General features: G+C 38.2%; 22 protein-coding genes and 2 pseudogenes. 19 read left to right on the top strand and 5 right to left on the bottom strand.

Annotated features, from left to right (window positions below; translation table 11 throughout):
- Positions 1-1,335 (bottom strand): IS3 family transposase gene (locus ADA55_RS29450; RefSeq protein ID WP_226990493.1). Its coding sequence is split into 2 segments (ribosomal slippage), with 1,337 coding nucleotides annotated over them: positions 1-852 and positions 851-1,335; the frame shifts between segments, so codons are not numbered across the junction. This gene is flagged as partial in the annotation.
- A gap of 322 nt (positions 1,336-1,657) precedes the next feature.
- Between ADA55_RS29450 and ADA55_RS17075 the strand changes: the two are divergent.
- The 9 genes and pseudogenes from ADA55_RS17075 to ADA55_RS30625 all read left to right on the top strand — a co-directional run bounded on the left by ADA55_RS17075 (position 1,658) and on the right by ADA55_RS30625 (position 8,798).
- Positions 1,658-2,412, top strand: a pseudogene (locus tag ADA55_RS17075) (UTP--glucose-1-phosphate uridylyltransferase).
- Between the two features lie 300 nt (positions 2,413-2,712).
- Positions 2,713-3,879, top strand: a complete 1,167-nt coding sequence (locus tag ADA55_RS17070) for a glycosyltransferase family 4 protein (RefSeq protein ID WP_048686081.1) — start codon at positions 2,713-2,715, stop codon at positions 3,877-3,879.
- Positions 3,880-3,891: 12 nt separating this feature from the next.
- Complete coding sequence (locus ADA55_RS17065) at positions 3,892-4,938, top strand: CotS family spore coat protein (RefSeq protein ID WP_048686075.1); 1,047 nt, start codon at positions 3,892-3,894, stop codon at positions 4,936-4,938.
- Entirely contained in the window at positions 4,931-5,950 is a 1,020-nt protein-coding gene (locus tag ADA55_RS17060; RefSeq protein ID WP_048686073.1) for a CotS family spore coat protein, read from the top strand. The genes ADA55_RS17065 and ADA55_RS17060 overlap by 8 nt, the downstream gene beginning before the upstream one ends.
- A gap of 18 nt (positions 5,951-5,968) precedes the next feature.
- A complete protein-coding gene (locus ADA55_RS17055) occupies positions 5,969-6,181 on the top strand; it encodes a hypothetical protein (protein WP_048686071.1) in 213 nt (70 codons plus the stop codon).
- 543 nt (positions 6,182-6,724) lie between these two features.
- On the top strand, positions 6,725-6,865 hold the full coding sequence (locus tag ADA55_RS30065; RefSeq protein ID WP_176702855.1) for a hypothetical protein: 141 nt from the start codon (positions 6,725-6,727) through the stop codon (positions 6,863-6,865).
- 339 nt (positions 6,866-7,204) lie between these two features.
- Positions 7,205-7,384: pseudogene (locus tag ADA55_RS17050) on the top strand (recombinase family protein); the annotation flags it as partial.
- Positions 7,385-8,038: 654 nt separating this feature from the next.
- Entirely contained in the window at positions 8,039-8,353 is a 315-nt protein-coding gene (locus ADA55_RS30630) for a hypothetical protein (protein WP_226990492.1), read from the top strand.
- Between the two features lie 181 nt (positions 8,354-8,534).
- Positions 8,535-8,798, top strand: coding sequence for a hypothetical protein (locus ADA55_RS30625; protein WP_226990491.1), 264 nt, complete (start codon positions 8,535-8,537; stop codon positions 8,796-8,798).
- Between the two features lie 663 nt (positions 8,799-9,461).
- Here ADA55_RS30625 and ADA55_RS17040 read toward each other — a convergent pair.
- Positions 9,462-10,580, bottom strand: a complete 1,119-nt coding sequence (locus ADA55_RS17040; protein WP_048686067.1) for an NAD(P)/FAD-dependent oxidoreductase — start codon at positions 10,578-10,580, stop codon at positions 9,462-9,464.
- A 173-nt stretch (positions 10,581-10,753) separates the two neighbouring features.
- Here ADA55_RS17040 and ADA55_RS17035 point away from each other — a divergent pair, with 173 nt between their 5' ends.
- A complete protein-coding gene (locus ADA55_RS17035; protein ID WP_048686066.1) occupies positions 10,754-11,347 on the top strand; it encodes a hypothetical protein in 594 nt (197 codons plus the stop codon).
- A 237-nt stretch (positions 11,348-11,584) separates the two neighbouring features.
- On the top strand, positions 11,585-12,523 hold the full coding sequence (locus tag ADA55_RS17030) for an MBL fold metallo-hydrolase (protein WP_048686064.1): 939 nt from the start codon (positions 11,585-11,587) through the stop codon (positions 12,521-12,523).
- 207 nt (positions 12,524-12,730) lie between these two features.
- On the opposite strand, the gene ADA55_RS17025 is transcribed toward ADA55_RS17030, so the two are convergent.
- Both ADA55_RS17025 and ADA55_RS17020 read right to left on the bottom strand, forming a co-directional pair.
- Positions 12,731-14,338, bottom strand: coding sequence for an FMN-binding glutamate synthase family protein (locus ADA55_RS17025; protein WP_048686062.1), 1,608 nt, complete (start codon positions 14,336-14,338; stop codon positions 12,731-12,733).
- A gap of 144 nt (positions 14,339-14,482) precedes the next feature.
- Positions 14,483-15,577, bottom strand: coding sequence for a CdaR family transcriptional regulator (locus tag ADA55_RS17020; RefSeq protein ID WP_048686060.1), 1,095 nt, complete (start codon positions 15,575-15,577; stop codon positions 14,483-14,485).
- Between the two features lie 301 nt (positions 15,578-15,878).
- Between ADA55_RS17020 and ADA55_RS17015 the strand changes: the two genes are divergently transcribed.
- From ADA55_RS17015 to ADA55_RS17000, 4 genes are all read left to right on the top strand, one after another.
- Positions 15,879-17,024, top strand: coding sequence for a glycerate kinase (locus ADA55_RS17015; protein ID WP_048686058.1), 1,146 nt, complete (start codon positions 15,879-15,881; stop codon positions 17,022-17,024).
- Positions 17,025-17,028: 4 nt separating this feature from the next.
- The gene (locus ADA55_RS17010) at positions 17,029-18,375 is read left to right on the top strand and encodes a GntP family permease (RefSeq protein ID WP_048686056.1); all 1,347 of its coding nucleotides are present in this window, start codon (positions 17,029-17,031) and stop codon (positions 18,373-18,375) included.
- Between the two features lie 161 nt (positions 18,376-18,536).
- Complete coding sequence (locus ADA55_RS17005; RefSeq protein ID WP_034306796.1) at positions 18,537-18,884, top strand: PadR family transcriptional regulator; 348 nt, start codon at positions 18,537-18,539, stop codon at positions 18,882-18,884.
- A complete protein-coding gene (locus ADA55_RS17000; RefSeq protein ID WP_048686054.1) occupies positions 18,871-19,860 on the top strand; it encodes an HAAS signaling domain-containing protein in 990 nt (329 codons plus the stop codon). Before ADA55_RS17005 ends, ADA55_RS17000 begins: the two co-directional genes overlap by 14 nt.
- A 170-nt stretch (positions 19,861-20,030) precedes the next feature.
- On the opposite strand, the gene ADA55_RS16995 is transcribed toward ADA55_RS17000, so the two are convergent.
- Positions 20,031-20,558, bottom strand: coding sequence for an IseA DL-endopeptidase inhibitor family protein (locus ADA55_RS16995; RefSeq protein WP_048686052.1), 528 nt, complete (start codon positions 20,556-20,558; stop codon positions 20,031-20,033).
- Positions 20,559-21,209: 651 nt separating this feature from the next.
- On the opposite strand from ADA55_RS16995, the gene ADA55_RS16990 reads away from it, so the two are divergent.
- The 4 genes from ADA55_RS16990 (at position 21,210) to ADA55_RS16975 (ending at position 25,908) form a co-directional block, all read left to right on the top strand.
- Positions 21,210-21,602, top strand: coding sequence for a sporulation protein (locus ADA55_RS16990; RefSeq protein WP_063594970.1), 393 nt, complete (start codon positions 21,210-21,212; stop codon positions 21,600-21,602).
- Positions 21,603-21,624: 22 nt separating this feature from the next.
- On the top strand, positions 21,625-22,506 hold the full coding sequence (locus ADA55_RS16985; protein WP_048686051.1) for a mechanosensitive ion channel family protein: 882 nt from the start codon (positions 21,625-21,627) through the stop codon (positions 22,504-22,506).
- Between the two features lie 458 nt (positions 22,507-22,964).
- A complete protein-coding gene (locus tag ADA55_RS16980; protein WP_048686049.1) occupies positions 22,965-24,218 on the top strand; it encodes an MFS transporter in 1,254 nt (417 codons plus the stop codon).
- Between the two features lie 208 nt (positions 24,219-24,426).
- Positions 24,427-25,908, top strand: coding sequence for a UDP-N-acetylmuramoyl-L-alanyl-D-glutamate--2,6-diaminopimelate ligase (locus ADA55_RS16975; RefSeq protein ID WP_048686047.1), 1,482 nt, complete (start codon positions 24,427-24,429; stop codon positions 25,906-25,908).
- The last annotated feature ends 173 nt before the right edge of the window (positions 25,909-26,081 follow it).

The following is a 26,081-nucleotide window of genomic DNA, read 5'->3' as shown; positions in this document are numbered from 1 at the left end:
GGACCAATGCCTTGGTCCGCACTACTAATCTTAGTATGTTTTAATTTTACCTTGATTCGTTGATGATTGTAGTAATGGATATATTCTTCTAGCTCTTGTTTGAAATGCTCCATGCTTTCAAATTCTTGAAGATAGAGTAATTCGGATTTTAATAAGCCAAAGAAGTTTTCAATGACCGCATTATCGAGACAATTTCCTTTACGGGACATGCTTTGTGTAATGTTATGTTTTTTCAAATCATGCGAGTATTGTTTCATCTGATAATGCCAGCCCTGATCTGAATGGAGAATGGGTGAATCTTTCGATTCCAAGCGATCAAAGGCTTTATCCAGCATTTTGGAAACGAGCGGATAAACAGCACGAGATTCGATATTATAGGCGATGATTTCCCTATTAAACAGGTCTAGAATGGCCGATAAGTATAGTTTCTCCCCAGCTAGATGGAATTCTGTGACGTCTGTCACCCATTTTTCATTGGACTTTACCGCCTTAAAATCACGTGCTAGAATGTTGGGCGCAATCTTGCCGATGTTCCCTTTGTACGAACGGTATTTCTTCATGCGAACTAATGACTTCAATCCTAGTTCATTCATCAATCGGAGAACTGTTTTATGATTGATGCGAGCACCTCGGTTACGTAATTCTAGGGTGATACGCCGATACCCATAACGCCCTTTATGCGTATGGAATATCTCTTTGATAAGGGATTTAATTTCTGTGTATTTATCCTCACGCCCGAAGGCGTTTACCCAATAATAGTACGTACTCCGTGCCATTTTAGAAATGGATAGAAGCAGATTTAAATCAAATTGTTTCCTTAGTTCATGGACTACTTTCGCTTTTTCTTTGTAAGGCTTCCTTTTCTTGAACTAAGGCATTCAACTTTTTTAGATAGGCATTCTCTACACGTAAGTATTCTAATTCGGCAAGAAGTGCTTCTTGAGAGCCATTAGCTGGCGATTTTTTCTTAGTATCTTTTTTTATGGATAGACGCCCCTTTTTCTTTGGTTTAAGGGCGTCTATACCTCCTTCCTTAAACTGATTTGCCCAATTCAAAAGTGTAGAATCAGAAGGAAGGTTATAGTGTACTGCGGTCTCGTTGATCGATGCCCCATATTCGTTCATATATTTAAGTACCTCTAGTTTAAAGGGCAGAGTGTAATTTGTATAGGATGAAACAAGTCCTTCCATCCCATGTTTTAGATAGCGAGCGACCCATCTTTTCAGTGGGGATAAACCTACATTTCTTTCTTGAGCAATGGATTTATAGGATTTTTTCCCTTCTAAGTACTCTAAAACAGCATTTGATTTTTCTTCTATTGTATATTTAGTCAAAAAAACTGCACCTCCAATTGTTAGATGTTGTCTAACAATTGGGGTGCAGTTCAGCTGAACGGTTCTTTATTTCTTCTACGTTAAACCCACAGTCTTTACAAAAACTTAACAAAATCTTAAAAATATGATTAAAAATAGACGATAGCAGTTACAAAAAAGAGGACAGGTTCATTTATTATATAAGGATGATTATAAAAAGTACAATTTTTACATTGCTAGACAATCACCCTTTCACATTAAACAAATAATAGTATGGGGGGTGTTAGAGATGATTAAAAAAACAATTATCCCTGCGGCTGGATATGGGACAAGGAGTTAACCGATTACAAAGGTTGTTACAAAAGAATTATTCCCGATTGGTGTTAAACCTGCTATTCATTATGTTCTAGAGGAGGCAATGGCGTCAGGAATTGAGGAGATATTAATTGTCGTTTCACGCTCAAAAATCTGATTGTAGACTATTTTGATCGTTCACTTGAACTTGAAGCATTTCTTAAGAAAAAACAAAAAACTCATTTATTAGAAAAAAACAAGATTCCTAATATTCATATCCAAGATACTCGACAACCATATGCTAGAGGTCTAGGTGATGCTATCCTCTTAGGTAAAATTTTTGTTGGAAATGAACCATTTGCTGTATTGTTGCCGGATGAAGTTATTTTTGAAAAAAAGACGGCTGGATTAGGTCAGTTAATAAAAGTCTATGAAAGACATAAAAAAAGTGTACTCGGCCTTTATGAAGTTGAAAATCAGTTGTTGTCAAACTACGGTGTCGTTGAATGGCAAAAGCTAGAGAAGGATATAGGTAAAGTTTTCAGTATCGTTGAAAAACCATCAAACAATCCACCTTCAAATTTAGCTGTCATTGGAAGATATGTATTCAATCCATTGATTTTTTCCTATTTAGAAAAGATAAAACCTGGAGTGGGAGACGAAATTCAATTAACAGATGCCATTAATGAAATGCTAAAATCGGAAAATTCTTATGGAGTAACGATTCATGGAAACAGATTTGATATTAGTAGATTTGAAGAGTACATGGCTGCAAATCAATTTATTCAACCATTTAATGAGTAATACCTCAAATTAAAGAATGGAGAAGAGTTAGAAGAATTATAGGTAAGTTTAAATGTAGCATAGGAATCCTAATTTCCATGATTCTTGTAAAATTTTCGTACCGGTAAGTTACTATTGCTAAATGGATTAAAATTGTGAAAATCCCCTTGAAATATTATCGATTTCTTTGCGAATTTTACAATTTCTGTGTTGTTATAGTAGATTTGCCGTTCCTTAACAAAAACTGAATCATAGATTAAAAATAGGTATAAGGGGTTTCAATATTTCTCTGACCAAAATTTAATGGAAGGGCTGTCTTCAATGAAAATCGCATTAATTTGTACGGAAATGTTTACCGTTCCTCCTATTGGAGGAGGGGCCATTCAAGTATTAATAGATGGTGTGACACCTCATTTAAGCAAAGAGCATGATTTGACTATTTATTGCATTACACACCCGGATTTTCCTGACCGGGAAGTAGTAAATAGTGTCGAATACATTCGTGTTCCGCGTGAAAATTACGTGTTCAATGTCGGCAAAGAGCTATCCAAAAAACACGCAAACAAAGAGTATTACGATGTAGTTCATGTATTCAACCGCCCACGTGATCTACTTATTTATAAGACTGCTATGCCGGAAAGTAGGTTCGTTCTGAGTCTTCATAATGAAATGTTTAAGGAAGGCAAAATCTCCACCGAAATGGGTAATTTGGTCATAAAAGCGGTCGATAAGATCATGACAATTAGCGAGTATATCGGAAAAACCATAACCTCCCGGTTTCCTTCGGCCAAACGTAAAGTGAAGGCTGTGTATTCGGGAATTAATTTGAACCGATATAAACCGGTCTGGGATAAGGAAGTACAATCTTTAAGGAGCGAACTACGACAAAAATATGGTGTGGATGATAAGAAAGTAATCTTATTCGTAGGGCGCTTAAGCGCAGTAAAAGGTCCAGATATTCTTATTAAAGCGATGAAGCAAGTCATTAAGAAACATAATGATTCGGTATTGGTTATTGTGGGAAGCAAATGGTTTAGTGACGATAGGATTGACGATTTCGGATTAAGCCTGCGCCAGCTTGCCGAATCGCTAGGAAAAGACAAAGTAATCTTCACCGGTTTTGTACCTCCAAGCGAAATTCCTTCTCAATTCCTGATTGGGGATATATTTGTATGCAGCTCCCAATGGCAAGAGCCTTTAGCTAGAGTACATTATGAAGCCATGGGTACAGGGTTACCTATTATTACTACCAACCGAGGTGGAAACGCGGAGATTATGAAACATCTTAATAACGGCATCGTAATCGAAGATTATACGAATCCGGAAGCTTTTGCAGATGCAATATCATTTTTATTATCCAATGAGCAAGAGGCTGACATTTTGGCAAAAGCCGGCAGGGCGTTCGTTGAAACGAACTTTGGGTTTGAACATGTGGCAAAACGATTGGAAAATCTTTATCTTGCTTCGATTAAAAGAAATAAACCTTAGGGAGGTGTCTGAATGGACACTATATTTGCTGAAGTTGTAAAAAGAGTGATCTCTCATTATCCGTTAAAGGTTGATAATATCTATTTGCTGTCCTTTAAAGGAAAAAAAGCTGTATGGTCGATTGAAACGGACATTGGTGAGGTAATCATGAAGAAAGTTCCGTTTGATGAGAACCACATTAAATTTATGATTCATGCCATTGACTATCTGAGAGACAATGGAATTCACACACCTGGTGTAATCAATACCGATTCTGGAGAAGGTTATGTGAAGCTTGATGACGAATACTTCGTAGTCTTTGAAGCGGTCTACGGAAGATCGCCGGAATATGAGCATGAAGATGAGTTACTAATGATATTAAGAGGAATGGCCTCATTTCATAAAGCCTCAAAGGGGATTGAATTTCCAAAAGGAGAATTCCCTTCGTTTCTCTTAACAGAATGGAAATCAGACCTGCAAAGAAGATACGAGAAGTTGTTAAAATGGAAAGAACAGAGATCTCAGGTAACGGATAAAAATGAATTTGATAAGCAATTTTTAAAACATGTGGAAACGTTCTTAAAGCAGTGTCAAACTTCACTATCTATGCTTAATGATCCGAATTTTGATCAGTGGGTGGAAGAAACCAAGGTGACCAAGTCATTGTGTCACCAAGATTTTGCAGCTGGAAACCTTGCGATAGGAAGCGAAGGTAATCTTTATGTCTTTGATATGGATTCCCTAACTGTCGATCTCCCTGTTCGCGATATGAGAAAAATTTTAAACAAAGTAATGAAGAAACAAACGGCTTGGGATCTGCAACTCATGATTAAGATGATGAAGGCATATCAAGAGGTGGAACCTTTGACGAAAGAACAGTATCATATTCTTACTGCTGATATCCTTTTTCCTCATTTATTTTACGGTCAGGTTTCAAAATACTATGAGAATAGAGAAGAAAAATGGACGAATGAAAAACACATTTCCAAATTAAATGATATGATAGCTACCGAATTAAGCAAAGAAACCGTTCTTCAAGGCTTCCTCACTCAGCTTGAGGAGGTGGTACAACATGGATGATATCATGATGAAAGACCTTGAGTTGGGAAAGCAGTTGATGACCGTGAATTACCCTCATCTTCATATTTTAGGAATTGAGGTCATCCAAGGTGGAGGAATTAAGACTGTTTGGAAAGTAGAGACATCAGCAGGCATAGTTTGTTTAAAACGGATCAGGAAATCCCTTCCGATTATCAAGTTTACAACAGCAGCCCAAGCCTATCTTTCTACTAAAGGCGCTCTCGTTGCCAGCATTATCCCGACGAAGGACGACGAACTCTATTTTGTCCACGAAGGTTACGGGCTGGTGCTTTATAGTTGGATTGAAGGCAGTGATTTGGACATGGAAGAAAATGAGGAACATCTTGATACAGGGTTAAAGGGTTTAGCCCAATTTCATAAGGATTCTGTAGGGTTTGTACCACCAGCCGATTGTACCACCTACGATCGTATGGGGGTATGGCCCGAACACTATGAAAAAATGCTTGAGGAAATTAAACAATGGAAAACCGAATCGGAAAAGCAGAACTCTGCTTTCCATCAGGCTTATTTGAATATAGCGGATGAAATGATCAATATGGCCGACCAGGCCGTCCAGTTGATTAAAAACTCTTATTATTCAGAGTGGGTCCAGGAAATCGGAAAATATGGTTACATGTGCCATCAGGATTATGGAAAAGGTAACGCGCTTCAAACGGAAAATGGCGTGTACGTCTTAGACCTTGATAATTTAGCATATGATATCCCTCTGCGAGATGTACGCAAGTTAATCGCCGGACGTATGGTGGAGCTAGGTTACTGGGATTTAGTGGAATTGGAACGCCTAATCAGCTGTTACGAATCAATCTTTCCACTTACTCAAGAGCAAAGAAAAATCATATATATTGATTTGTTATTCCCGCATAAATTTTACGGGTATGTAAAAAAGCCATTCAAAAAAAGCGAAATTGGGGTAGAAAAGAAGCTCCAAAAATGTTATCGGGTGGAAGTAGAAAAGATACCTGTCCTGCAACAAGTACTGAAAATAAACTAAAAGACGAGGTGACATGTTATGAGATTAGAAGAAGAATTTGTGGGCAAAAGATTGCAGTATGCGGAATTATTAAAAAGAGTAGCCAATCAGTTAGAAACGGACAATCTTTTAGTGAGGGGCAAAAAGATTGTACTGCCGGACGAGGACATGGAATATAAGATCAGCCATAAATCGGATTTCGGTGCAAACAAGCTAGCTATATCCATCGAATGGCTCGATTTGCAATCATAGAAGATAACCAAACGAGATCGGTCTCCCATTAATGATATTATCCCCTATAGTAGAAAGTGCTTTGCACTGCATTCTTCTTATGGGGGATTTTTTGTGGGCAAAATCGCAAAGCCATTCTGGTGAATTTAGGAAAAATCTGTTTAACTCCATCTTCAAGAGGAATTGGGTTATAAAACAGCTGAGAAGGAACCTCTGGTATTCAACACTTTGATGGGTTGATCATTACCAACGTGAGGCATGGGTAGGTCTTGACGAGATAACTGCTTCAAGTTGGTTTAAGAAACCTCGGAATGATATAACCCTTGTCAAGTAGGTTCTGGTGCAAAAACTTCAAGACAATGCAATTAATCCCCAAATCATTTCCTAAAAGCCGACCTTTAACAGGTCGGTTCCTTCAAATTTGATTTCAATATCAAAGGAACCATTCCTTTCAAGTTGTATCTGCAATCATTTATTATCCCCAATTGCATTACTCATAGATGCATGGTGAAACCTTTAATAGTGCATATTAATTTTTAAATCCATTGGAAGGAGTTAATCACCATGAAAAAGCAAGTAAAGAAAAATGAAAAGGATACTGAAGAAAGGCAAGAGGAGCTACAAACAATTAATGATATTTCTAACAGCGAAAACGGGCAGCAGCCGGTCCCTCAGCCTAAAGATTACGATGAAATAGAGTATTAAGATTTTAAAAGTAAATCCAATTTTTAAGTTTGTTCTGATAAATCAGAATGAATAAAAACCAAACCTGCATTTCAGCTTTAATTGGTTATAACACGTTCACTCAATTGCCTTCCTCGCTGTTCATTAATTCTAACCTTTAGAGTTGTTCAAGAGATATCTATAAATACCTCGTTCGTAAAAGTACACTTTTACGAACGGGTATTTTTTTTTATAAAATCAACTCATTTTAACGTTCGTTAAAGTTGAAAAACACTTTATGAACGTTCGTGATTTTGCATACACTTTTACAAACGTTTTTTGTAGAATAATAGGAAAGTAAGTAGAAAAAGGAGTGAAAAGATGGAAGTTCGTAAATTAGGATACATAAGAGTTAGTAGCAAAGATCAAAATGAAGGACGTCAACTTCAGGCCATGAAAGAAAAAGGATTAGATGAGCGAGATATCTTCCTAGATAAACAAAGTGGGAAAAACTTTGACCGGGCCCAATATCAATTGTTAAAACGTATGATCCGGAAAGGATCCGATGGTGTATCTTATCTTTTCTACTACATAGTTTGCTTGCTCTACATATTCCATATTTTCCTCTTTTTTTAGTTCTTTGAGCAAAGCAATATACCGTTCCTCTTCTTAAATTAAATTAAAGTTTGATATTTCAGTGGCACCCTTCATCGTACAAACTAAACTAACAAATTCCCGTATATTCCTGGCTACAATTTTTATGTTTGTGCATCGAAATCATCCATTGGGCTGATACATACAATAAACCGTTCCAAAATCAGTTAGGAATCCATAATGTTTGCAAACGGGATGACATCATAGGAAGTCATTTCATAATGGGAAGTCTACTTGTAACAAAGGTCTAAATCACATAATGACTATCCTTCTTTTTCAATAACCTCCTCTAACTTCTGAAGCTTTTCAAAAGTTGGTGGCATTTTCAAATACTATCCTAGATGACTCATTTTTTCTCCTTTAATTGTGGCCGGTAATATAGTTCAAGGATAACTGATATCCTGAATTTATACAATTCCATTATTACAACTAATGGTTTCTCAATTTCCGTTGAAGAACATACGGATTCTAAAAAGGTTCATAATGCCCCCTATGTTCGGTCTGATTTTCTGATATACCGATTTGGCAAAAATAAATAGAAGAAAGGGGAGATAGCATTTTATGGGGATCGCTAATTTTTCTAAATTTACACAATTTAAGGACTTAATTAATGCTTTACCTGCTGACTATACAGATGAAATGATACAGAGCGAACAATTTTTGCATGAAAGAGATCAAAAGAAAAAACTCGAAATCTATTACGCACCTTTTGAATATGTAAATGAACGGGCCAAAGTGGTGATTGTCGGAATCACTCCTGGTTTACATCAAATGAAAAAATCTTATTCTACCGTAATTAATGCAAGAGGGCACACACATAGCGATGAAGAGATCCTGCACGAAGTAAAAAAAATTCCAGTTTTGAAGGAACGATGAGAAAAAATTTGGTTCAAATGTTAGATGAGCTTGGATTACCACATACTTAAACATATCGCCCACACTGGATCTTTTTAACGAAGCTAGTCACCTCGTTCATACTAGCTCTGTTTTAACCTATCCAGTCTTTTATAACGGGAAAAACTACAGTGGAACAACGCCGAACATTTTAAAGACCGAGTTGCTTAAAAAAAATATAATGGAAGGCTTTGCTACCGAAATAGGTACCATTGAACAGCCTCTTATTATTCCTTTAGGCGTTAATGTTTCCAAGGTCTTAAACTATTTAGCGGGTCAAGATTATTTGGATGCTAACAACATACTTCTAGGGTTTCCTCATCCATCTGGAGGAAATGGTCATCGACATAAGCAATTTGCAGCAAATAAAGAGCAAATGAAAATGATGTTACAGGACTATTTTTCAAAGGAAATGACCGTGGGTTAAAGAGGAGGGCTGTATGTTCAATGAAGATTAAAGGATGGGAAACTTTTGATTAAGAATTCTATTATTCATCTATTAGTGTTAAAAGTAAAATTAACTATTTACTAGTGATATTTTGGAGATTATAATAAGAACGAATGTTCTTTATTATAGGAGGCATTAATATGGATGAACTAGAGGAATTTTTAAAATCACTTACTATTGAAGAGTTAAAAGTTATTTATGAAGAAGTAAGTGGACCTGATATTAATAAATAGATGAAATAAATTTGAAATAGAAGATTCTTATTTTTTTCATTTCATTGAATACGATTAAAGTGACCGAACCGTCAACAGTCAAGTATGAGACAAAAAATGTATGTAATGTTGATGATGGTTATTTGTGGCTTCAACAATTTCCTTTAGAGAAAAACCATACGGTAACAAAGGTATTTGATGCGTATGTAAATGTTGCCAATGGTACATAGATATTTTCGGTAGTTTTGAATTAATAAATTTGTTAAACTTTCACAAGAATGTCCTGTTCGAAAAATTAAAGAATTTATAAATCAAGGGCCCATCAAAGGTCCTTGATTTTTTATGAAAAGAACAAATTGAAAAAACTGATCTGGGTGATTTTCAGATCAGTCGACATTCATCATTCAGTCATTAGGTAATGATTTGGAAGTTATGTGGAAAGTGCACCTCTTACATCATAATTTTTCATATCGATTTCGATTTTTCTATCAAGTGCTAGGTTTGCCAATAGTGAGCCTATATATGGGCCCATTGTTAAACCTGAAGCTCCAAGACCATTGGCTACGATTATGCCTTCCCAGTCAGGTAAAGGACCCATGACCGGAATGAATCCCGGTGTGAAGGGACGAAATCCGACCCTTGCTTCAACAAACGTACTATCTTCCAAACCGGGAGCGGTTTGCAAGGCTTTGTTGAAAACCTCCTGCAGCCCTCCTGCGGTCATTCGGTTATCGAAAACTTCCGTATTTTCATGAGTCGCCCCCGCAACGATTTTATTATCATCAAAAGTCAAAAGATATTGATCACTCGGAGGCATGACTACAGGCCAGTTGTTTGTATTTTCATTTGCCATTTCCAGATGAATGATTTGAGCCTTTTGGAAAGTGACTTGAAAATTCACGCCCAGTGGTTTCAGTAATTCCGGTGCCCAGGCGCCAGCACAAACAATCACTTTATCAGCAGGAATGAATTCATCTCTAAGTGTTACACCTGACACTTGAGTACCGGTATATGTAAGTATGGCCTCGCCATACATAAGTTTGGCACCGTATTTTTGTGAAGCCCTCAATAAGGAATCACGTAGTGCGCGTCCATCGACCCGCGCTGCACCACTCACATGAACGGCTGCATATTCGCTGGAAAGAGGCGGGAATAAGGCACGTGTTTCCTCTGCGGAAAGTAAGGTGATCGCCCCCATCTCCGGTGCATCTTCTTGCCGTTTTGTCGCCCGGTTCTTCATGGCATTCAGTTTAGCTTCATCTGTATGTAGACTTATGGCACCGACCTGGGCATACCCAGTCTCGGTTTCACCGTCCCGTTCAAGTTCTTTAATTAAACCCGGGTAAAAGGCCGCACCATTTTTGGCAAGAAGATACCAAGCTTGGTTGCGCCTTTGCGATATCCACGGGCAAACGATTCCAGCAGCTGCAGATGTTGCCTGACCGACATCTTGGCGGTCAATAATGATCACTTCAACCCCATTTTTAGCCAACTGATAGGCAGTGGAAGCTCCCAAAATTCCTGCACCCACTACAATGATTTTTTGCATGATTCAACATCTCATTTCTTTCATATGTATAAACGCTTACCACTACTATATCGAAGACCCGAAATGATTGCCACATCTGATATTGTAATTTCTTTCACAAAGTTATTTTATCTATACTGAATATGCTATGATTGAAATTGTGAAAGCTTGAAAAGACACTAGGAGGACATATCATGCTAAAAAAACAAATGGAATCATACATATCAAAATCCGTAATCGAAAACAGGATTGAGTTATTTAAAGAAGAAAAGGATTATGTAGAAAAGCATAAATTACTCGCTGAAGATATCATTATAGTGGAAAAAGAAAATGCATCGCGTTTTACGGATGCTTATATGGAGCGCAGTAATAAAGAGAGCGAAGAATTAATCTCTGAAGAGAACTCTGCATTTTTATCACAACCGATCGAGTATTTGAAAAAAAACAAAGATGAATTCCTTTACTTTGAATCACAATGGTTCGAATTAATCGGTGTTGTGGCACTTTCGTTAGAAGTCGATGATGTTTTCGGTACATATAACGCGATGTTCGGATTGAAATTCCAGAAAAAAATGGGAGATGTTTTAAAAACGTATTTAACCAAGGAACTCCAAGAAGGAATTGGGTCGTTCAGTTTAATGTTTAACCAGGGCGAAGGGCTATGGGATGTGAATTTTGCCTTGGATAACATTAAAGGGTTTCAAGAAGACATGTCATTGGAAGAAGCTTTTCATTTAATTTATCATTTTATTTTCAACCTTGTTCAAACGATCGAGGCAGATATATAAAACGAGGTGCCGCCATTAATTTTAATGGCGTTTTTTTAAATTTTCATGGATTAACCATTGCCCCTAGGCTATGGCTTCTGGATTTTAATCGATTGGCTCTGGATATGATTAAAGGAAACTGAGAAAAATCGTCGAATTTATTAATGATATACGATATTTAATAAACTTAAATGTTTTGTTTTAGCAATTTCGATTTTTTTCATGTAAATGCAGTTAAATCGGAAGGGGAAGTTATACTTGCTGAATGAATTGAAAGTTACTCAAATTACCATTCCATTGCCTTTTAGATTGGACCATGTCCATTGTTTCCTAGCGGAAGGTGAAAAAGGATGGACTATCATTGATGCGGGGTTAAATAACAAAACGACAAGGGATTTATGGAACCCAATTATCGAAAAACACGATATTACCGATATTATCATCACACATTATCACCCAGATCATTTCGGGTATGCAGGGACATTACAACAATTGACCGGTGCGGATGTATGGATGACAAAAGTGGATGAGCATGCGGGAACTACGTATTGGGAAGCCGAATCGCTGAATCTGCTTAAAGAAAATTACAATGCATGTGGTATGGAAGAAGATGTCGCCGTAGCCTTATCCAGTGACGAAAGCGGCTTCGTGCCACAAGTAAAACCCTATCCTGATGTAAATCATCATCTTGAAGAAGGAATGAAGCTCCATTTTGGCAATTATGAGTATGAGGTGATTTTCACTCCGGGACATTCTGATGGCCTGATTTCCTTATACAATAAGGAAAATAGCGTCCTTTTCTCGACAGATCATATATTGCCCAAGATATCTCCAAATATTTCTTATTGGTTTAAAGGTTTCAGTAACCCATTGGAAGAGTTTTTTAATTCTTTGAAAAAAATACAAAAGCTGGACGTTGAATATGTCATCCCTTCTCATGGGAAACCGTTTCAAAATGCCAATAAAAGAATTGTTGAATTGTTGGATCACCACCAGGACCGGTTGCATGTAATTCATGAAAACATGAAAGAGCCGATTTCTGTAAAAAGTGCTTGCCAGATTTTATTTGGAAATCTGTCCATTCACGAAACCAGATTTGCTGTTGGTGAAACATTGGCACACCTAGAATACCTTCTTTTGAATGACCAGTGCAGAAAGTTTAAACGTGATGGCAAATGGTATTATCAATCCATCTGAAATTTTTGATAATCCCGAATTTTAGCTAATGCCGCTTGTATTACTGCAGCTTATGTTTTTATTATCGCTATGGAAAGCTGGTGGGTAAGGGAAAAGTGGAGATAGGGGATACTCGAATATATGCCTGATACATTTTTGCAGCTTATAAGGCTTCATTGATTGAAAAAGAAAAAAACACCGCCCCAACATACTTGGGCGGTGATTTTTTCATTGCCTGGAACCTATTTGACCATTAACCTCTTTCATAATATCTTCAAGGGATGTAACAATTCCTTTATCGTCCTTATAGCTAATATGCTTAGGTTGAAAATGGATAGGCGATTCTAAACCGGCAGCCGCTGAGATCCGAAATAATCCTTTTCTAAGGGTTACAAGAAAGTTAACCACGCGGTATTTCTTTTCATCGATGACAAGTGCTTTTTGCAATTCCGGATCAGTGGTGGCTACCCCGACAGGACAAGCATTGGAATGGCATTTCATCGTCTGGATACATCCTATCGCAATCATGAAACCTCGAGCTATGTTTACAAGGTCTGCTCCCATGGCCAGGGCTATCGCAATTCTATCAGGCGTGAACAATTTACCGGAGGCGATGATTTTAACCCGATCGCGGACACCGTATTTTTCCAATGTCGATACCAAAATTGGCAAAGCGGATTTTATCGGCAATCCTACGCTATCGATCAATTCCTGATAAGATGCACCTGTGCCGCCTTCACCGCCATCCAATGAAATGAAATCCGGACCTTTCCCGGTTTCTTTCATGTAGCTAGCAAGCTCTTCAACACTGTCAGTGCCGCCGATGACCATTTTGATGCCGACCGGGATTCCTGTATGTTCCCTGATTTTTTCAATAAAATCACACATGGATTTTACGTCATTGTATTGATAAAATCGATTCGGACTATCAATCGCTTTGTACGGAACGACCTTACGGATTTCAGCGATTTCCGGATTCACTTTTTCAGCATCGATATGCCCTCCACGAGTTTTGGCACCTTGAGCCAATTTGATTTCAAATGCTTTGATTTCAGGTATTTCACTTTTTCTTTTTAACTCATCCCAATCCATTTCGCCGAAACTATCACGAACTCCAAACATGGCTGGACCGATTTGCATGATGATATCGACACCGCCAATTAAATGATAAGGAGATAGTCCGCCTTCACCTGTATTCATCCAGGTGCCTTTTGCTGCAGCCAATCCCTCAGAAAGTGCAGTGATTGCGTTTTTACCCAAAGAGCCATAACTCATGGCTGACATGCCGATAAGGCCTTTTAGTCGAAAAGGGTTCTTAGTGTTTGGGCCAATGATCACGGCATCTTCATCATCCAATAAGAATGCAGAGGATACTTCATCTTCCCATTTTTCTTCACGTTGTGAGAAAAGCGGGTCTTTCAATAGAATGTATCTTTTCGTCGTCACTTTAGTTTCACGATCATATTTTTCTTCTTCGGCCAATTTGGGGAACATGCTATTTTTAACAAAGAAGCCTTCTTCATCAAAATCCCGTTTTGAGCCAAAACCTATGACATCCCGTAAATATTTTGAACTTTTCACCATATGTTCATAGTCATCGCGGGAAAAGGGTTTTCCTTCGTTATCACTGTTAAACCAATATTGCCGCATCTCAGGTCCGATTTTTTCCAGAAAGTATCGCATTCTCCCAAGCACGGGGTAATTCCTTAAAATTGCATGATGCTTCTGCATGCGATCAAAGAAAATCATATAAAGTAATAGTAAGACCAAAACGATGATAATGATGAAAACAACGGTAAATCCAAGGATAATTAAAAGATTTGCGATGCCACTCATTCAATCCCTCCTGATATGCAAAAAAAATCATGTATTTTTAATCTACTCGGTAATTCGATCAATTATACAGAATTCCAACGCAAGGTTTTTATAGGGATGGAACGAAAATAATTTAAATAGGCAATATTATTCTCACAATTTCTTTCAACTTTCCCTTTTCGATTGGCTTACCCAAATGGCTAACTGTAAAGTTATGGCATCATGCAGAACCTGTGGATTATATCCGGTAATGTCCTTGATTTTTTTTAATCGGTATATAAGGGAATTACGATGGATATACATTCTTTTTGCACATTCCCCGATATTTAAGTTACTAAGAAAAAATTGTTGCAGAGTCTCAATCAACTTTTCGGATAAGCTGCCTAAAATTCTTTCCTGAAATTGCTGTTTCGTCCGCTCATCTATCCTTTCCAACAGTGCTTTTGTTTCCACATCAGTATATCTAGTTAAAGCTTGATCGGCTTCACCCAGTAAAAGTGCCGCTTCAGCTTCGCGGAAAGAGTGGACGATGTATGATTCCTTATCCACAATCGAGCCCAAACCGATTCGTATAACGAAGCCTTTTGCTTTTAATTGTTTGATGGCTGAATCCAGGCTTTTGTCCATGTTATTTCCGCTAAGCGCCGTAGTGAGAATGAAAACCCGATTCACATTCAGGAACCCAACAAGGGCTTGCTGGGAACCAAAAACAGTTTCAGTCATTTGAATCAGCTCATTCTTATTTAACGGATTTAATTTTATTTCCATTACTCCCACTTGATAGGGAGGTTCTAATTTCATTCCAATCAGTTCAAGTCTCTGATCAATCGAATGCTGATTGATATCTTCCTTTAATAAGTCTTCAAATACCAATTCTTTCAAGTGTTGTTTCCATTCGAGTTGTTCCGCCATAAAAGCTTGATGAAGCATCATTTCCGTTATCATTTTCACCAATTCGCCGAATTCCAAAAGTTCAGTCGGATCTCCGGTGATCCCGATGACGCCTATAATTACATTTTGAAAATTAATAGGCAAATTAATTCCAGGAAGGACACCTACCCATTGATGACGATCAGTTTCGGGAATGATTAAAGGCTTTCCCGTTTTCAGTACTTCCATTGCTCCTAAATGCAATTGGTCGATGCGTTCATGATTTCCGGAAGCGATGATGATTCCTTTATCATCCATAATATTAATATTTCTGTTAAGTCTATTGGTGGTTTGTTTGACAATTTCCATTGCAATTTCTTGGGTCAGCATTCAAGTCATCCTTCTAGAGTTTTTTTATTTGCTAACAGAATGGTGATCATATTTCATGTAAACAAGCTATGATTTTTCATGTAAAGGGGGATTGTCGATAGTATAAACCTTTAGTTATCTTATACTTTAGGAAAATGGGAAAATAACAAAAAACTTTCCAGAAAGATCATTTTTTCTATATAGTATAACCAAAAAAGTCCAATATATCATACTAATTTTCGTTTAGGATGTACGATGATTAAAATATTTCTGAAGATTATAATTAAATTGATATAAAAATATATTCAAAGGGGAACTGAGCATGAAAATTGTTATTGCACCAGATTCCTATAAAGGAAGTTTATCAGCAACAGAAGCTTCAAAAGCTATTGAGCGAGGAGTCAGGAAGGCACTGCCGGATGCGGAGACAGAATTGGTACCTGCGGCGGATGGCGGGGAAGGCACGATGGATAGTCTTGTTGCAGCTACAAATGGACGAAAAGTTGAAGTGACCGTTAAAGGACCTTTACTTGAAGATGTTCAGGCAGCATATGCAATCTTGGGCGATCAAAAAACATGTGTGATTGAAATGGCTAGTGCATCTGGTCTATGCCTAATCGATCAAGCTGAGTTGAACCCACTGATCACTACTTCATACGGGACAGGGGAGCTTATACAAAAAGCATTGAATGATGGCTGTCGAAAGTTCATTTTAGCGGTTGGTGGAAGCGCTACCAACGATGGCGGTGTCGGTATGCTCCAGGCTTTGGGAATGAAGGTGTTTGATGAAGAAGGTAAATGTCTGGGATACGGAGGTGCCGAATTATCACGGATATCAGACATTAATACAGAGGATTTTGATTCCAGAATAGCGGATTCCGAATTTTTGATAGCGTCGGATGTCCAAAATCCATTAGTTGGTCCTGATGGGGCATCAAGGGTATTCGGACCTCAAAAAGGGGCGACTCCTGACATGGTTGAAATGCTTGATAAAGCTTTATCATCATGGGCTGATTTGGTGGAAATCAAAACAGGCATACACCTGCATGATAAACCAGGTGCTGGTGCTGCAGGAGGAATTGGAGGTGCATTTCAAGCCTTTTTCCGTGCAGAAACAAAAAGGGGCATAGATATTGTCATGGAGTATACGAAACTGGGTGAAAAATTGTCCGGTGCCGATTGTGTCTTTACCGGTGAGGGACAAATCGATTACCAGACTGCTTCAGGCAAAACACCCATGGGAGTTGCACAAGAAGCCAAAAAGCATGGTATTCCGGTATTTGTTTTGGCTGGATCGATCGGAACAGGTATTGAAGTTTTATATGACCACGGAATAACGAGTGTTCATAGTTTGGTGAACGCTCCCATGCCTTTAAAGGAAGCAATGGAAAGAGGAGCTGAATTGTTGGAAGTTTCAGCCGAACAAGTAATGCGGGCTTTTTTGGCAGCGATTAAAAATAGGGGGTAATCTTATGTTATTTATTGTTTTGGCCACCGGCGTGTTCTTAATTGTTTTTGCGACAACTAAATTCAAGCTGCATCCGTTCTTATCGCTTCTATTAGGCACTTTATTTGTGGGTTTTGCTTCTGGAATGCCTCTGGATCAGATTGTTGAGAATATCAACGGCGGTTTTGGCGGATTGATGACAAGCATTGGACTTGTAATCGTTTTCGGTACAATAATCGGGACCATTTTGGAAAAGGCCGGTGCCGCCTTGCGGATGGCCGAAGTCGTATTGAGGATTGTCGGCCCTAAAAGACCGCAGCTTGCCATGAGTATGATTGGCTTTATCGTATCCATACCCGTTTTTTGCGATTCAGGTTTCGTTATTTTATCGAGCTTAAGAAAAGCGTTGGCAAGACGCGCAAAAGTAGCGGTTGCTTCCATGTCAGTTGCACTTGCAACTGGTTTGTATGCAACACATACACTTGTACCTCCAACTCCAGGGCCAATTGCGGCAGCCGGAAATATCGGAGCGGACGGATACTTGGGGACTGTCATTTTGATAGGTCTTATTACGGCCATACCAGCTGCACTTGCTGGTTATATATGGTCAATGAAAGTAGCGACCAAGATAGAAGTTGAAGATGACCGAAGTGATCTGGATTACGATTATGATGAAATTGTCCGTTCATTCGGCAAGATGCCTTCTGCCTTACAATCATTTTTACCGATCGTTTTACCGATTGTCCTGATTGGAGCCAGTTCTGTATTAACGCTCTTTGGGACGGAAGGGGGGATTGCCACATTTTTCGTATTCTTGGGCCAGCCGGTCATCGCATTGCTCGTCGGGGTAATTTCCGCTTTGACATTGCTGCCTAAGTATGATGAAGAAACATTAACAAACTGGATAGGAGCCGCCTTATTGGATGCTGCGCCAATTTTATTGATCACCGGGGCGGGCGGAGCATTTGGTACCGTCATTAAAAATACGGGGATTGCAGACATCATCCAAAGTTGGGATATGGGCAGCATCTTTAGCGGTTCCTTATTCCTGTTGGTCCCGTTCCTAATTGCTGCTGGGTTGAAAACGGCCCAGGGTTCTTCGACAGCATCACTGGTCATCACTTCATCTTTGATTGCCCCCATGCTTCCAACGTTGGGTATTGAAGGGGCTGTTCCTCTTGCATTGGTAGTCATGGCTGTTGGAGCAGGTGCGATGACAGTAAGCCATGTAAATGATAGCTTCTTCTGGGTGGTCACCCAATTTAGCGGGATGAAAGTGACGGATGCCTATAAAGCTCAAACGATGGCTACCTTAATACAAGGAGTGGTCACGATTATCACGACGATGATATTGTGGGTCATTCTTGTGTAATATTAATATTGGAAAAACGGAGAGGCGTGAACCCGCTTCTCTTTTTTATGCTTTAAATAAAATATATTTTCATTTTTATGGTGTTGTAAGAACTAAAATAGTGTATGATGCATAGTATAAGGTATGGTGTACGTCACATAGTATAGAGAAGGGGTGATTGGATGAGCACTTTACTGAATTCATTAACCACTGAGCTGCGCAGAGGCACTTTGACGTTAGCAGTCTTAAGTCAGCTCAAAACTCCGCAGTATGGGTACTCGCTTGTCCAGCGTTTAGAGAAGTCTGGAATTACCATAGATCAAAGTACTTTATATCCTTTGCTTCGCCGCCTGGAAAAACAAGAATTGGTGACCAGCAGCTGGGATACTTCTGAAAGTAGACCGCGAAAGTACTATTCTTTAAGTGATTATGGGGGAGAAATCTTCACTCAGTTAAAGGAAGAATGGGAAAAAACTTCTCAAGAGCTTTATATATTATTAAAAGGAGAGGGAGAAGATGGAGCTGATTGAACTTTATATTCAGGAAGTGACCCGCAGGCTGCCAGAAAAAAACCGGGCGGATATTGCGCTTGAGCTTCAATCTACAATCGAAGATATGCTTCCGGAGGATTATACGGAGCAAGACGTGAAAGCGGTACTTTTAAAATTAGGAGATCCGGTTACACTGGCAAGTGGTTATCGCGATCGGCCAATGCATCTGATCGGGCCTCGTTATTATGATGTTTATATCAGTCTGTTGAAAATGATTTTACCAATCGCTGCAGTCATTTCACTGATCGCATTAGTAGGGGATAATCCGTTTCGGGATACGGGGAATACGGTTATGGAAGCAATTTTAAAAATAATCGGGAAAGGAATTTCAGGTATCATCAGTACAGGTATCCAAGTGTTTTTCTGGTTAACACTTTCATTTGCCATTTTAGAACGCTTGGATACTTCAAAAGACCAGTCGCCTGTAACAAAAGACTTGAAACCATGGACACCGGAAAACTTAAAAGATATTCCAAACATTTCAAAGAAAAAAGCGGTCACTATGGTCGAGGTTTTTGCAAGTTTGTTAGGCCTTTCTGTTTTCGCAGCCCTTTATTTCAATGCAGCAAACCTCTTAGGCGTGTATGAAAAAAGAAATGGCAATCTCATTTTCGTGACACCTTCTTTTAATCAAGATGTATTGAATTCCTATTGGCTGCTGGTATCTGGCGTCATTATCATTGGGGTGCTCTTAGCGATATATAAATTAGTTTTAGGTCGATGGACCCTGAAATTAGCTTTTTTTCATGCCATATACCAGCTGTTGTACACTCTGGCTTTCATCATCATCATCAGTAATCCTGATTTATTGAACCCGGAATTCCTTGCATACCAAAGAACACTATTCTCAATCGATGAATGGAAAAGCTCGATATACTGGGGTCTCATACTCATCTCCATCATTTTTGCCGCCTACGATACCTATCAAGGCTTCCGAAAGGCAAAAATCCGTTAAGGCACAGCATCTTAGCTGTGTTTTTTTTGTTTTGTGAAGTGAAAGGTGAGCTGATACAAGCCTGAAAGATTATTTCTCAAGATACAAGGGACAACAAAAAAACACCTCATATGTCATATAGTTTTTAACTAACTATACAGCATATGAGGCGTTACATTTAAACCAATGTTTTATTGAACTGCATCGAACTGATTGACTTTCCAAGCGGAACCGGCCTTATAAAAGGTAACCGTTCTTTTTACTGACTCACCGTCGACTGTAGGTACAGTTAAATTGTATGACCTAACGTTTTGTTTTTGATAGGCCAATTTAATTTTGGCTTTTTCCCACTCTAACATGCTAAAGCCATCTCCGACTGGACGGGCTAATTTCCCTTTATGGGTAATGTAATTATATTTAGTCAGCCCTTTTTCAACTGCATTATTAGTAAATGTCTCTACTAAGTAGGCAGTCAATTTATCTTTTGTATTAAACTCTTGGCAAAGGTATGAATACTCTGTTCCTTTATAATTGAAAGTTTTTTGTGAACAAGAACGGGTTTTGTATCCATGTAAAGCATTCCAAAAATGTTTGCTGGCATTATCGGCTATCTTTAATGCATTTGCGTCAGACAATGATGTCGTTTTTGCGGTAACCGGACCACTTAATGTGAAAAATAAAATGATAATGGATAATAGCATACCTGAAAATTTTTTCATATCATATCTCCCCAATCCCTAATTAGGATACTTATGTAACGAAAGTTTAATAAATATTACAATTGTTACATTTATATTACAACAAGTTCGGCATAAGTAAAAGAGAAATCTTGTTAATTTTTAAATATAATTTTAGGTTTTATAAAATATTCATAGTTTGTTCACTTTATTCTTTTTGAAAGGCGTTCACCGATTTGTAAATAGAAGGAGGTGTTACATACTTCCTATTCCACGAACTGGCCTATTTAAAACCTGGCAGTTAATTCTCTCACTGGACAAGTTCATCCATTATATTTTCATTAATGACAAGATATGCTCAAAGAACTCGAATTACCCGGGCAGAGCCCGAAAAAAATAAAATATAAAGGTTTGACAAACTTTCTAATTCTACCGTATTATAAATTATATACTTGAATACATTCTCCAAAGGGGAGTAGCTTTTACAACAATGTCGTCATTACGGAGCTCTTTGCTCTCGGTGTTGTTGGCAGCATATTGTTGTTAGCCAGACCTTACCTATTGGTAAAGGTCTATTTTCTTTTAGTAAACCTTTACCAAAATGGTAAAGGTTTTTTTGTAGTCCCCTTAAGGAAATGTATAAACATGTGGGTTTTAATAGAAAAACAAATAAATATAAATGGAGTGTATTCTTTGATACTTAGAAAATCTTTGCTACTTTTAGGAATAGGTTCTGCACAAATAGATTTAATCCTTCCGAAAAATACGTATAAATCCGGTGAATGCATAAATGGATATTTTTTGATTAAGGGTGGTACCCTTGCGCAAAGAATAAGAAGGATTGAATGTGATTTGATCATGGATACTCATTCTACCGGAATGGAAGAGATCCTTAAAACGAGCACCATTTTGTCTACAAGGGAGATAAATTCAGGGGAAAGCAACGAAATTCCTTTCAACTTTTGTCTGCCTATATTGAAGGAGCCTTATAAGCGAGGGGTATCCTATCGCCTTAAAACGAGACTTATCCTTGATAAAGGGATAATCGGAAAGGATGATGACTGGATTTTAATCGATTCTGAATAAACGTGAAAATGGAGGTGAAAACATGAATATCTTGAAATTTTCTGAGCTTGCTGTGGATTACTGGGAAGAATTTTTATTATTGAGGCTTTTCATATTGGCTATACTGTTATTGGCGGTTTATTATATTTTGAATAAACTGGTTGAATGGTTCTTTAGAAGATCCAATTTTTTCGACGAAGAAGTCGAAAAAACAATACAGGGGGTTACTCGTTCTTCTCTTAGGTACGGTATATCCGGGCTTTTCCTTATATATTTGATTGGACAGTTTATAGACCTAAAAGGAATTTTAGCTGGAGCTGGTATTTTAGGGGTCGTGATCGGATTTGCCGCTCAGCAAATGCTTAAGGATATCCTATTGGGATTTGTAAGGCTTTCTGATAATGAATTCCGAGTCGGGAATTTCGTGACATTCAACGGGACAAGTTCCGGGACGATTGAGGAAATCGGTATCCGGTTCATGCAAATCAGGGAATGGTCAGGAAAATTGCTGACCATCCCACATAGTGAAATCAGGACGATCCAAAATTTTAATAAAGGGAGAATGCGAATCATTGAACGCATTACAGTAAGTTACCAGGAAAATCCTGAAAAGGTAAAAAGTCTGTTGGAGGATATATGTATTATCTGTAATGATAAGTATGGTGAAAGCCTTCTAAGGCTAGAAGATGGTACACCTGAAGAGGATTTTAGATACATAGGCATAACGGATTTAAATCCGAATCTAAAATATGTTGGATATGAACTATGCATAGTGGGACTTGTGAAACCTGATGATTACTTTGAAACATCGAGAAGCGTGAGGTTTGAAATGATGACTGCTTTACATGAGCATCAAATTCTAATGCCATCTTCCCATTTGCTTGTACAGGGCAATCCTAATCAAGAACGTTTATTGGAAAACTGAAAAGAAGAAACACAATTGCTTGAGATAATCCGGGAAAAGGTCATGAAAAAAGATGGATAAGGTAACAAGGGGCAGAAGCCATATTCGACGGCAGCCCTTTGAAGCTTAAGGATATTAAAGGGCTTTCTTTTAAAGGAAGTCCTTTTTTTAATTAGAAAAATAGAACAAACCCATCCCAAAAAATAGTTTTATTTTATTAATTTTCCCCTTGATTTATCAGATTAAATAAATTATTATGAAAATAACATAAAATGGAAGGGTGACCTTTAAACAATGATCATTTAATCCTATTTTTAAAGAAAAAATGCGTGCTTAAAACGAATTTTTTTCTGGATAGGATTAGTCTGTACATTAAAATACAAACAAAGATCATTGTGTCCTTCGATTAGGGATATTTTGCCTTGTTAAATTTGTATTGTACTGCCTCCTGTCCAGATATTTCACAGGGGGTTTTTATATTGGCGAATAACACATCTGAAACATTAAATAATAAGGAACCTAACATTTTTAAAAATCGAGTATTCCAGGCCATTATCTTCTCAGGGTTGTTTTTACAAATAGGGATATGGGTACGGAATTTTGCCGTTTTGTTATTCGTCATGGAGAAGACAAATGGAGATGCCTTTGCCATTTCCATGATATCAGTAGCAGAATTCGCACCCATTTTTATTTTTTCATTTATTGGAGGTACATTTGCTGATCGCTGGAGTCCGAAAAAAACGATGGTTTGGTGTGATATTTTAAGTGCAATATCCGTATTTGCTGTGCTTACCTCACTAATCTTCGGCAGTTGGAAAATGGTTTTCTTCGCAACTTTAATTTCGGCGATACTTTCTCAATTTTCTCAGCCATCGGGCATGAAGCTATTTAAGATGCATTTGCCAGAAAGTCAAATCCAGACAGGGATGTCAGTTTATCAGACCGTTTTCGCAGTATTTATGGTTTTAGGTCCGATTCTCGGTACATTTGCCTTCCAATCTTTCGGGATAAACACCTCGATTGCGATTACTGGCCTGGCGTTTCTACTTTCAGCTGGCGCACTCGCCTTTCTTCCAAAAGATCGCAAACTGAATGAGGGGACAGCAAAAACAACATTATGGCAGGAAATGAAAAGCGGTGTGAGCTACGTATTGCGAAAAAAAGAACTGAGTTTGCTTGGTTTATGTTTTCTGGCAGCTGGGCTCGGACTGGGTTTCATTCAGCCGCTCTCGATATTCCTTGTTACAGAACAACTGGAACTGCCTAAGGAAAATCTCCAATGGTTATTTATGGTGAATGGGTTTGGTATGATTTTAGGCGGAGCCGGTGTAATGATTTTTGCCAAAAAGGTGGCACCTCAAAGATTATTAGCTTTCGGAATGCTTGTGAATGCCATAGGATTGGCGGTAATGGGACTTTCAACAAATCTTTGGATTACACTTACTGCCGAGTTCTTTAACGGGCTAATGCTTCCTTGTATCCAAATCGGAATCAATACATTGATATTGCAGAGGACCGAGGGCGAGTTCATCGGAAGGGTCAATGGAATCTTAAGCCCATTATTCACTGGATCGATGGTATTGACCATGAGTGCGGCAGGCGTGCTGAAAGAGCAATTTTCACTCGTCGCCATATTTGAAACCGCCGCTTTCTTTTTTATTCTAGGAATGTTTTTCATATTGCCATTGTACAATCAGAAGGCCGAAACGAAACCTCTGGAAGTTCAATCATAAGCATCTTGCGGTGTTCCAACACCTAAATACAGCTACAACCAAAAGAAAAGCAGCCAATTTTGGCTGCTTTTCTTTTTTTCTTTTTACTGTCATTAGAACTAACAAATTCTGGATTGACAATTATTTTGGGAGTACTGGTTCATACTAAAAATGGGCTTATTGGTACTTATGCAAAAATCAGTGAATAGCTTACAAAGGAGAAAAGTTAATGATCCTTAAAGACATATTGATAGAAGCGATAAACGGGGATTTGCCGAAGGACGTTGAACATATATCCATAACAGGTGTAACCGATAACTCTAAAGAAATAAAAAAAGGATTCCTTTTTATTGCCGTAACCGGATATAAGTCCGATGGCCATAATTACATCAATGATGCAATTCGCTTAGGGGCATCGGCTGTGATTGGCAGTCGCGATATTAAGGGTTTGGAAGTTCCTTATTTAAGAGTGGAGAACAGCCGTAAAGCATTAGGGCAAATCGCTAAAAGGTTTTATGGTGATCCCAGCAATCAAAAAATAATGATAGGAATTACGGGTACAAATGGAAAAACTACAACTAGCTATATGCTTCAGCAAATATTAGAAGAAAATGGAGTAACCTGTTCAGTCATTGGTACGATACAGCATATTATCAATGGAAACAAAGTCGATTCCCATAATACGACTCCAGGTACCATGGAATTGAATTCCTTGCTGGCTGAAAGTAGGGACATGGTTGTCATAATGGAAGTGTCTTCACATGGATTAGCTCAATACCGTTTAGAAGGAATTGAATTTGATTTCTGTGTCTTCACGAATTTGTATCATGACCATCTCGACTTCCATGGTACGATGGAGGATTATTTCCTGGCAAAATTACTGCTTTTTGAAAAATTGAAACCTAGTGGTCTTGCGATTATTAATGGAGATGATTTCTGGGGGGGGAAACTGCAAGAATACTTATGGGAGAAGAATGTCAGTGCCTTTGTTTTTGGAAAATCCAATCGCTGCGATTTAGCCATCACCAATTATAATACCGCAACGAACCCCTTTATTTTATTGAATGAGAATCATGACTTTGTGAAAATTGAGTTACCTTTACCCGGACTTCATAATTTATATAACGCAACAGCTGCCTATTCCGTAGCGAAGATGTTTCCAATTTCAAAACAGGAAATTCTCACTTCACTGAAACGATTTTCCGGTGTACCAGGAAGGTTTGAAATATATAAGAAAGCTTCTGGGCCGACTATAGTCATCGATTATGCACATACTGCAGATGCCATTCATCACATGCTTCAAACGGCCAAAGAGTGTGGGGCCAAAAAGATTTATCATATCTTTGGTTTCCGGGGTGGACGAGATACAACCAAAAGGGCTGAAATGGTTAAAGTATCATCGGAACATAGTGATGTTTTGATTTTGACAATGGATGATCTGAATTCGGACGGAATTGAAGGGATGGAATCCACACTAAATAGACTGCTTAGCGATTACTCAGCTGGAAACGGGAAGGTTATTCCTGATCGTACCTATGCTATCCAGGAGGCGTTACAAGCAGGAAAGGAAGGGGATTGGATTATCATTACAGGTAAAGGAATTGAGAGGTATGATCAAAAATTCGGACTGCCAACCATTTCTGACAAAGAAACGGTATTATATCTGCAAAATAAGGAGCAAGGGGATTTTATCGGTTATTTTGATCAATAGTTGATTATAACGAAGTACTAATCCAGCTTCCATCCATTCCACAGCCATAAGCGATTTTAAAATGGTGATTATTAACATTGTAACATGTGAGTAATTCAGGTATTATAATAATACAAGCTGCACTGTTCGTAATGATAATTAAGTTTTAACCTTTAAGCTGTAATAGGGAGTTT

The sequence above is a fragment of the Bacillus sp. 220_BSPC genome, from assembly GCF_001054655.1.
GTDB lineage: Bacteria > Bacillota > Bacilli > Bacillales > DSM-1321 > Peribacillus > Peribacillus frigoritolerans.
This window is presented reverse-complemented; position numbering and strand designations above follow the sequence as displayed.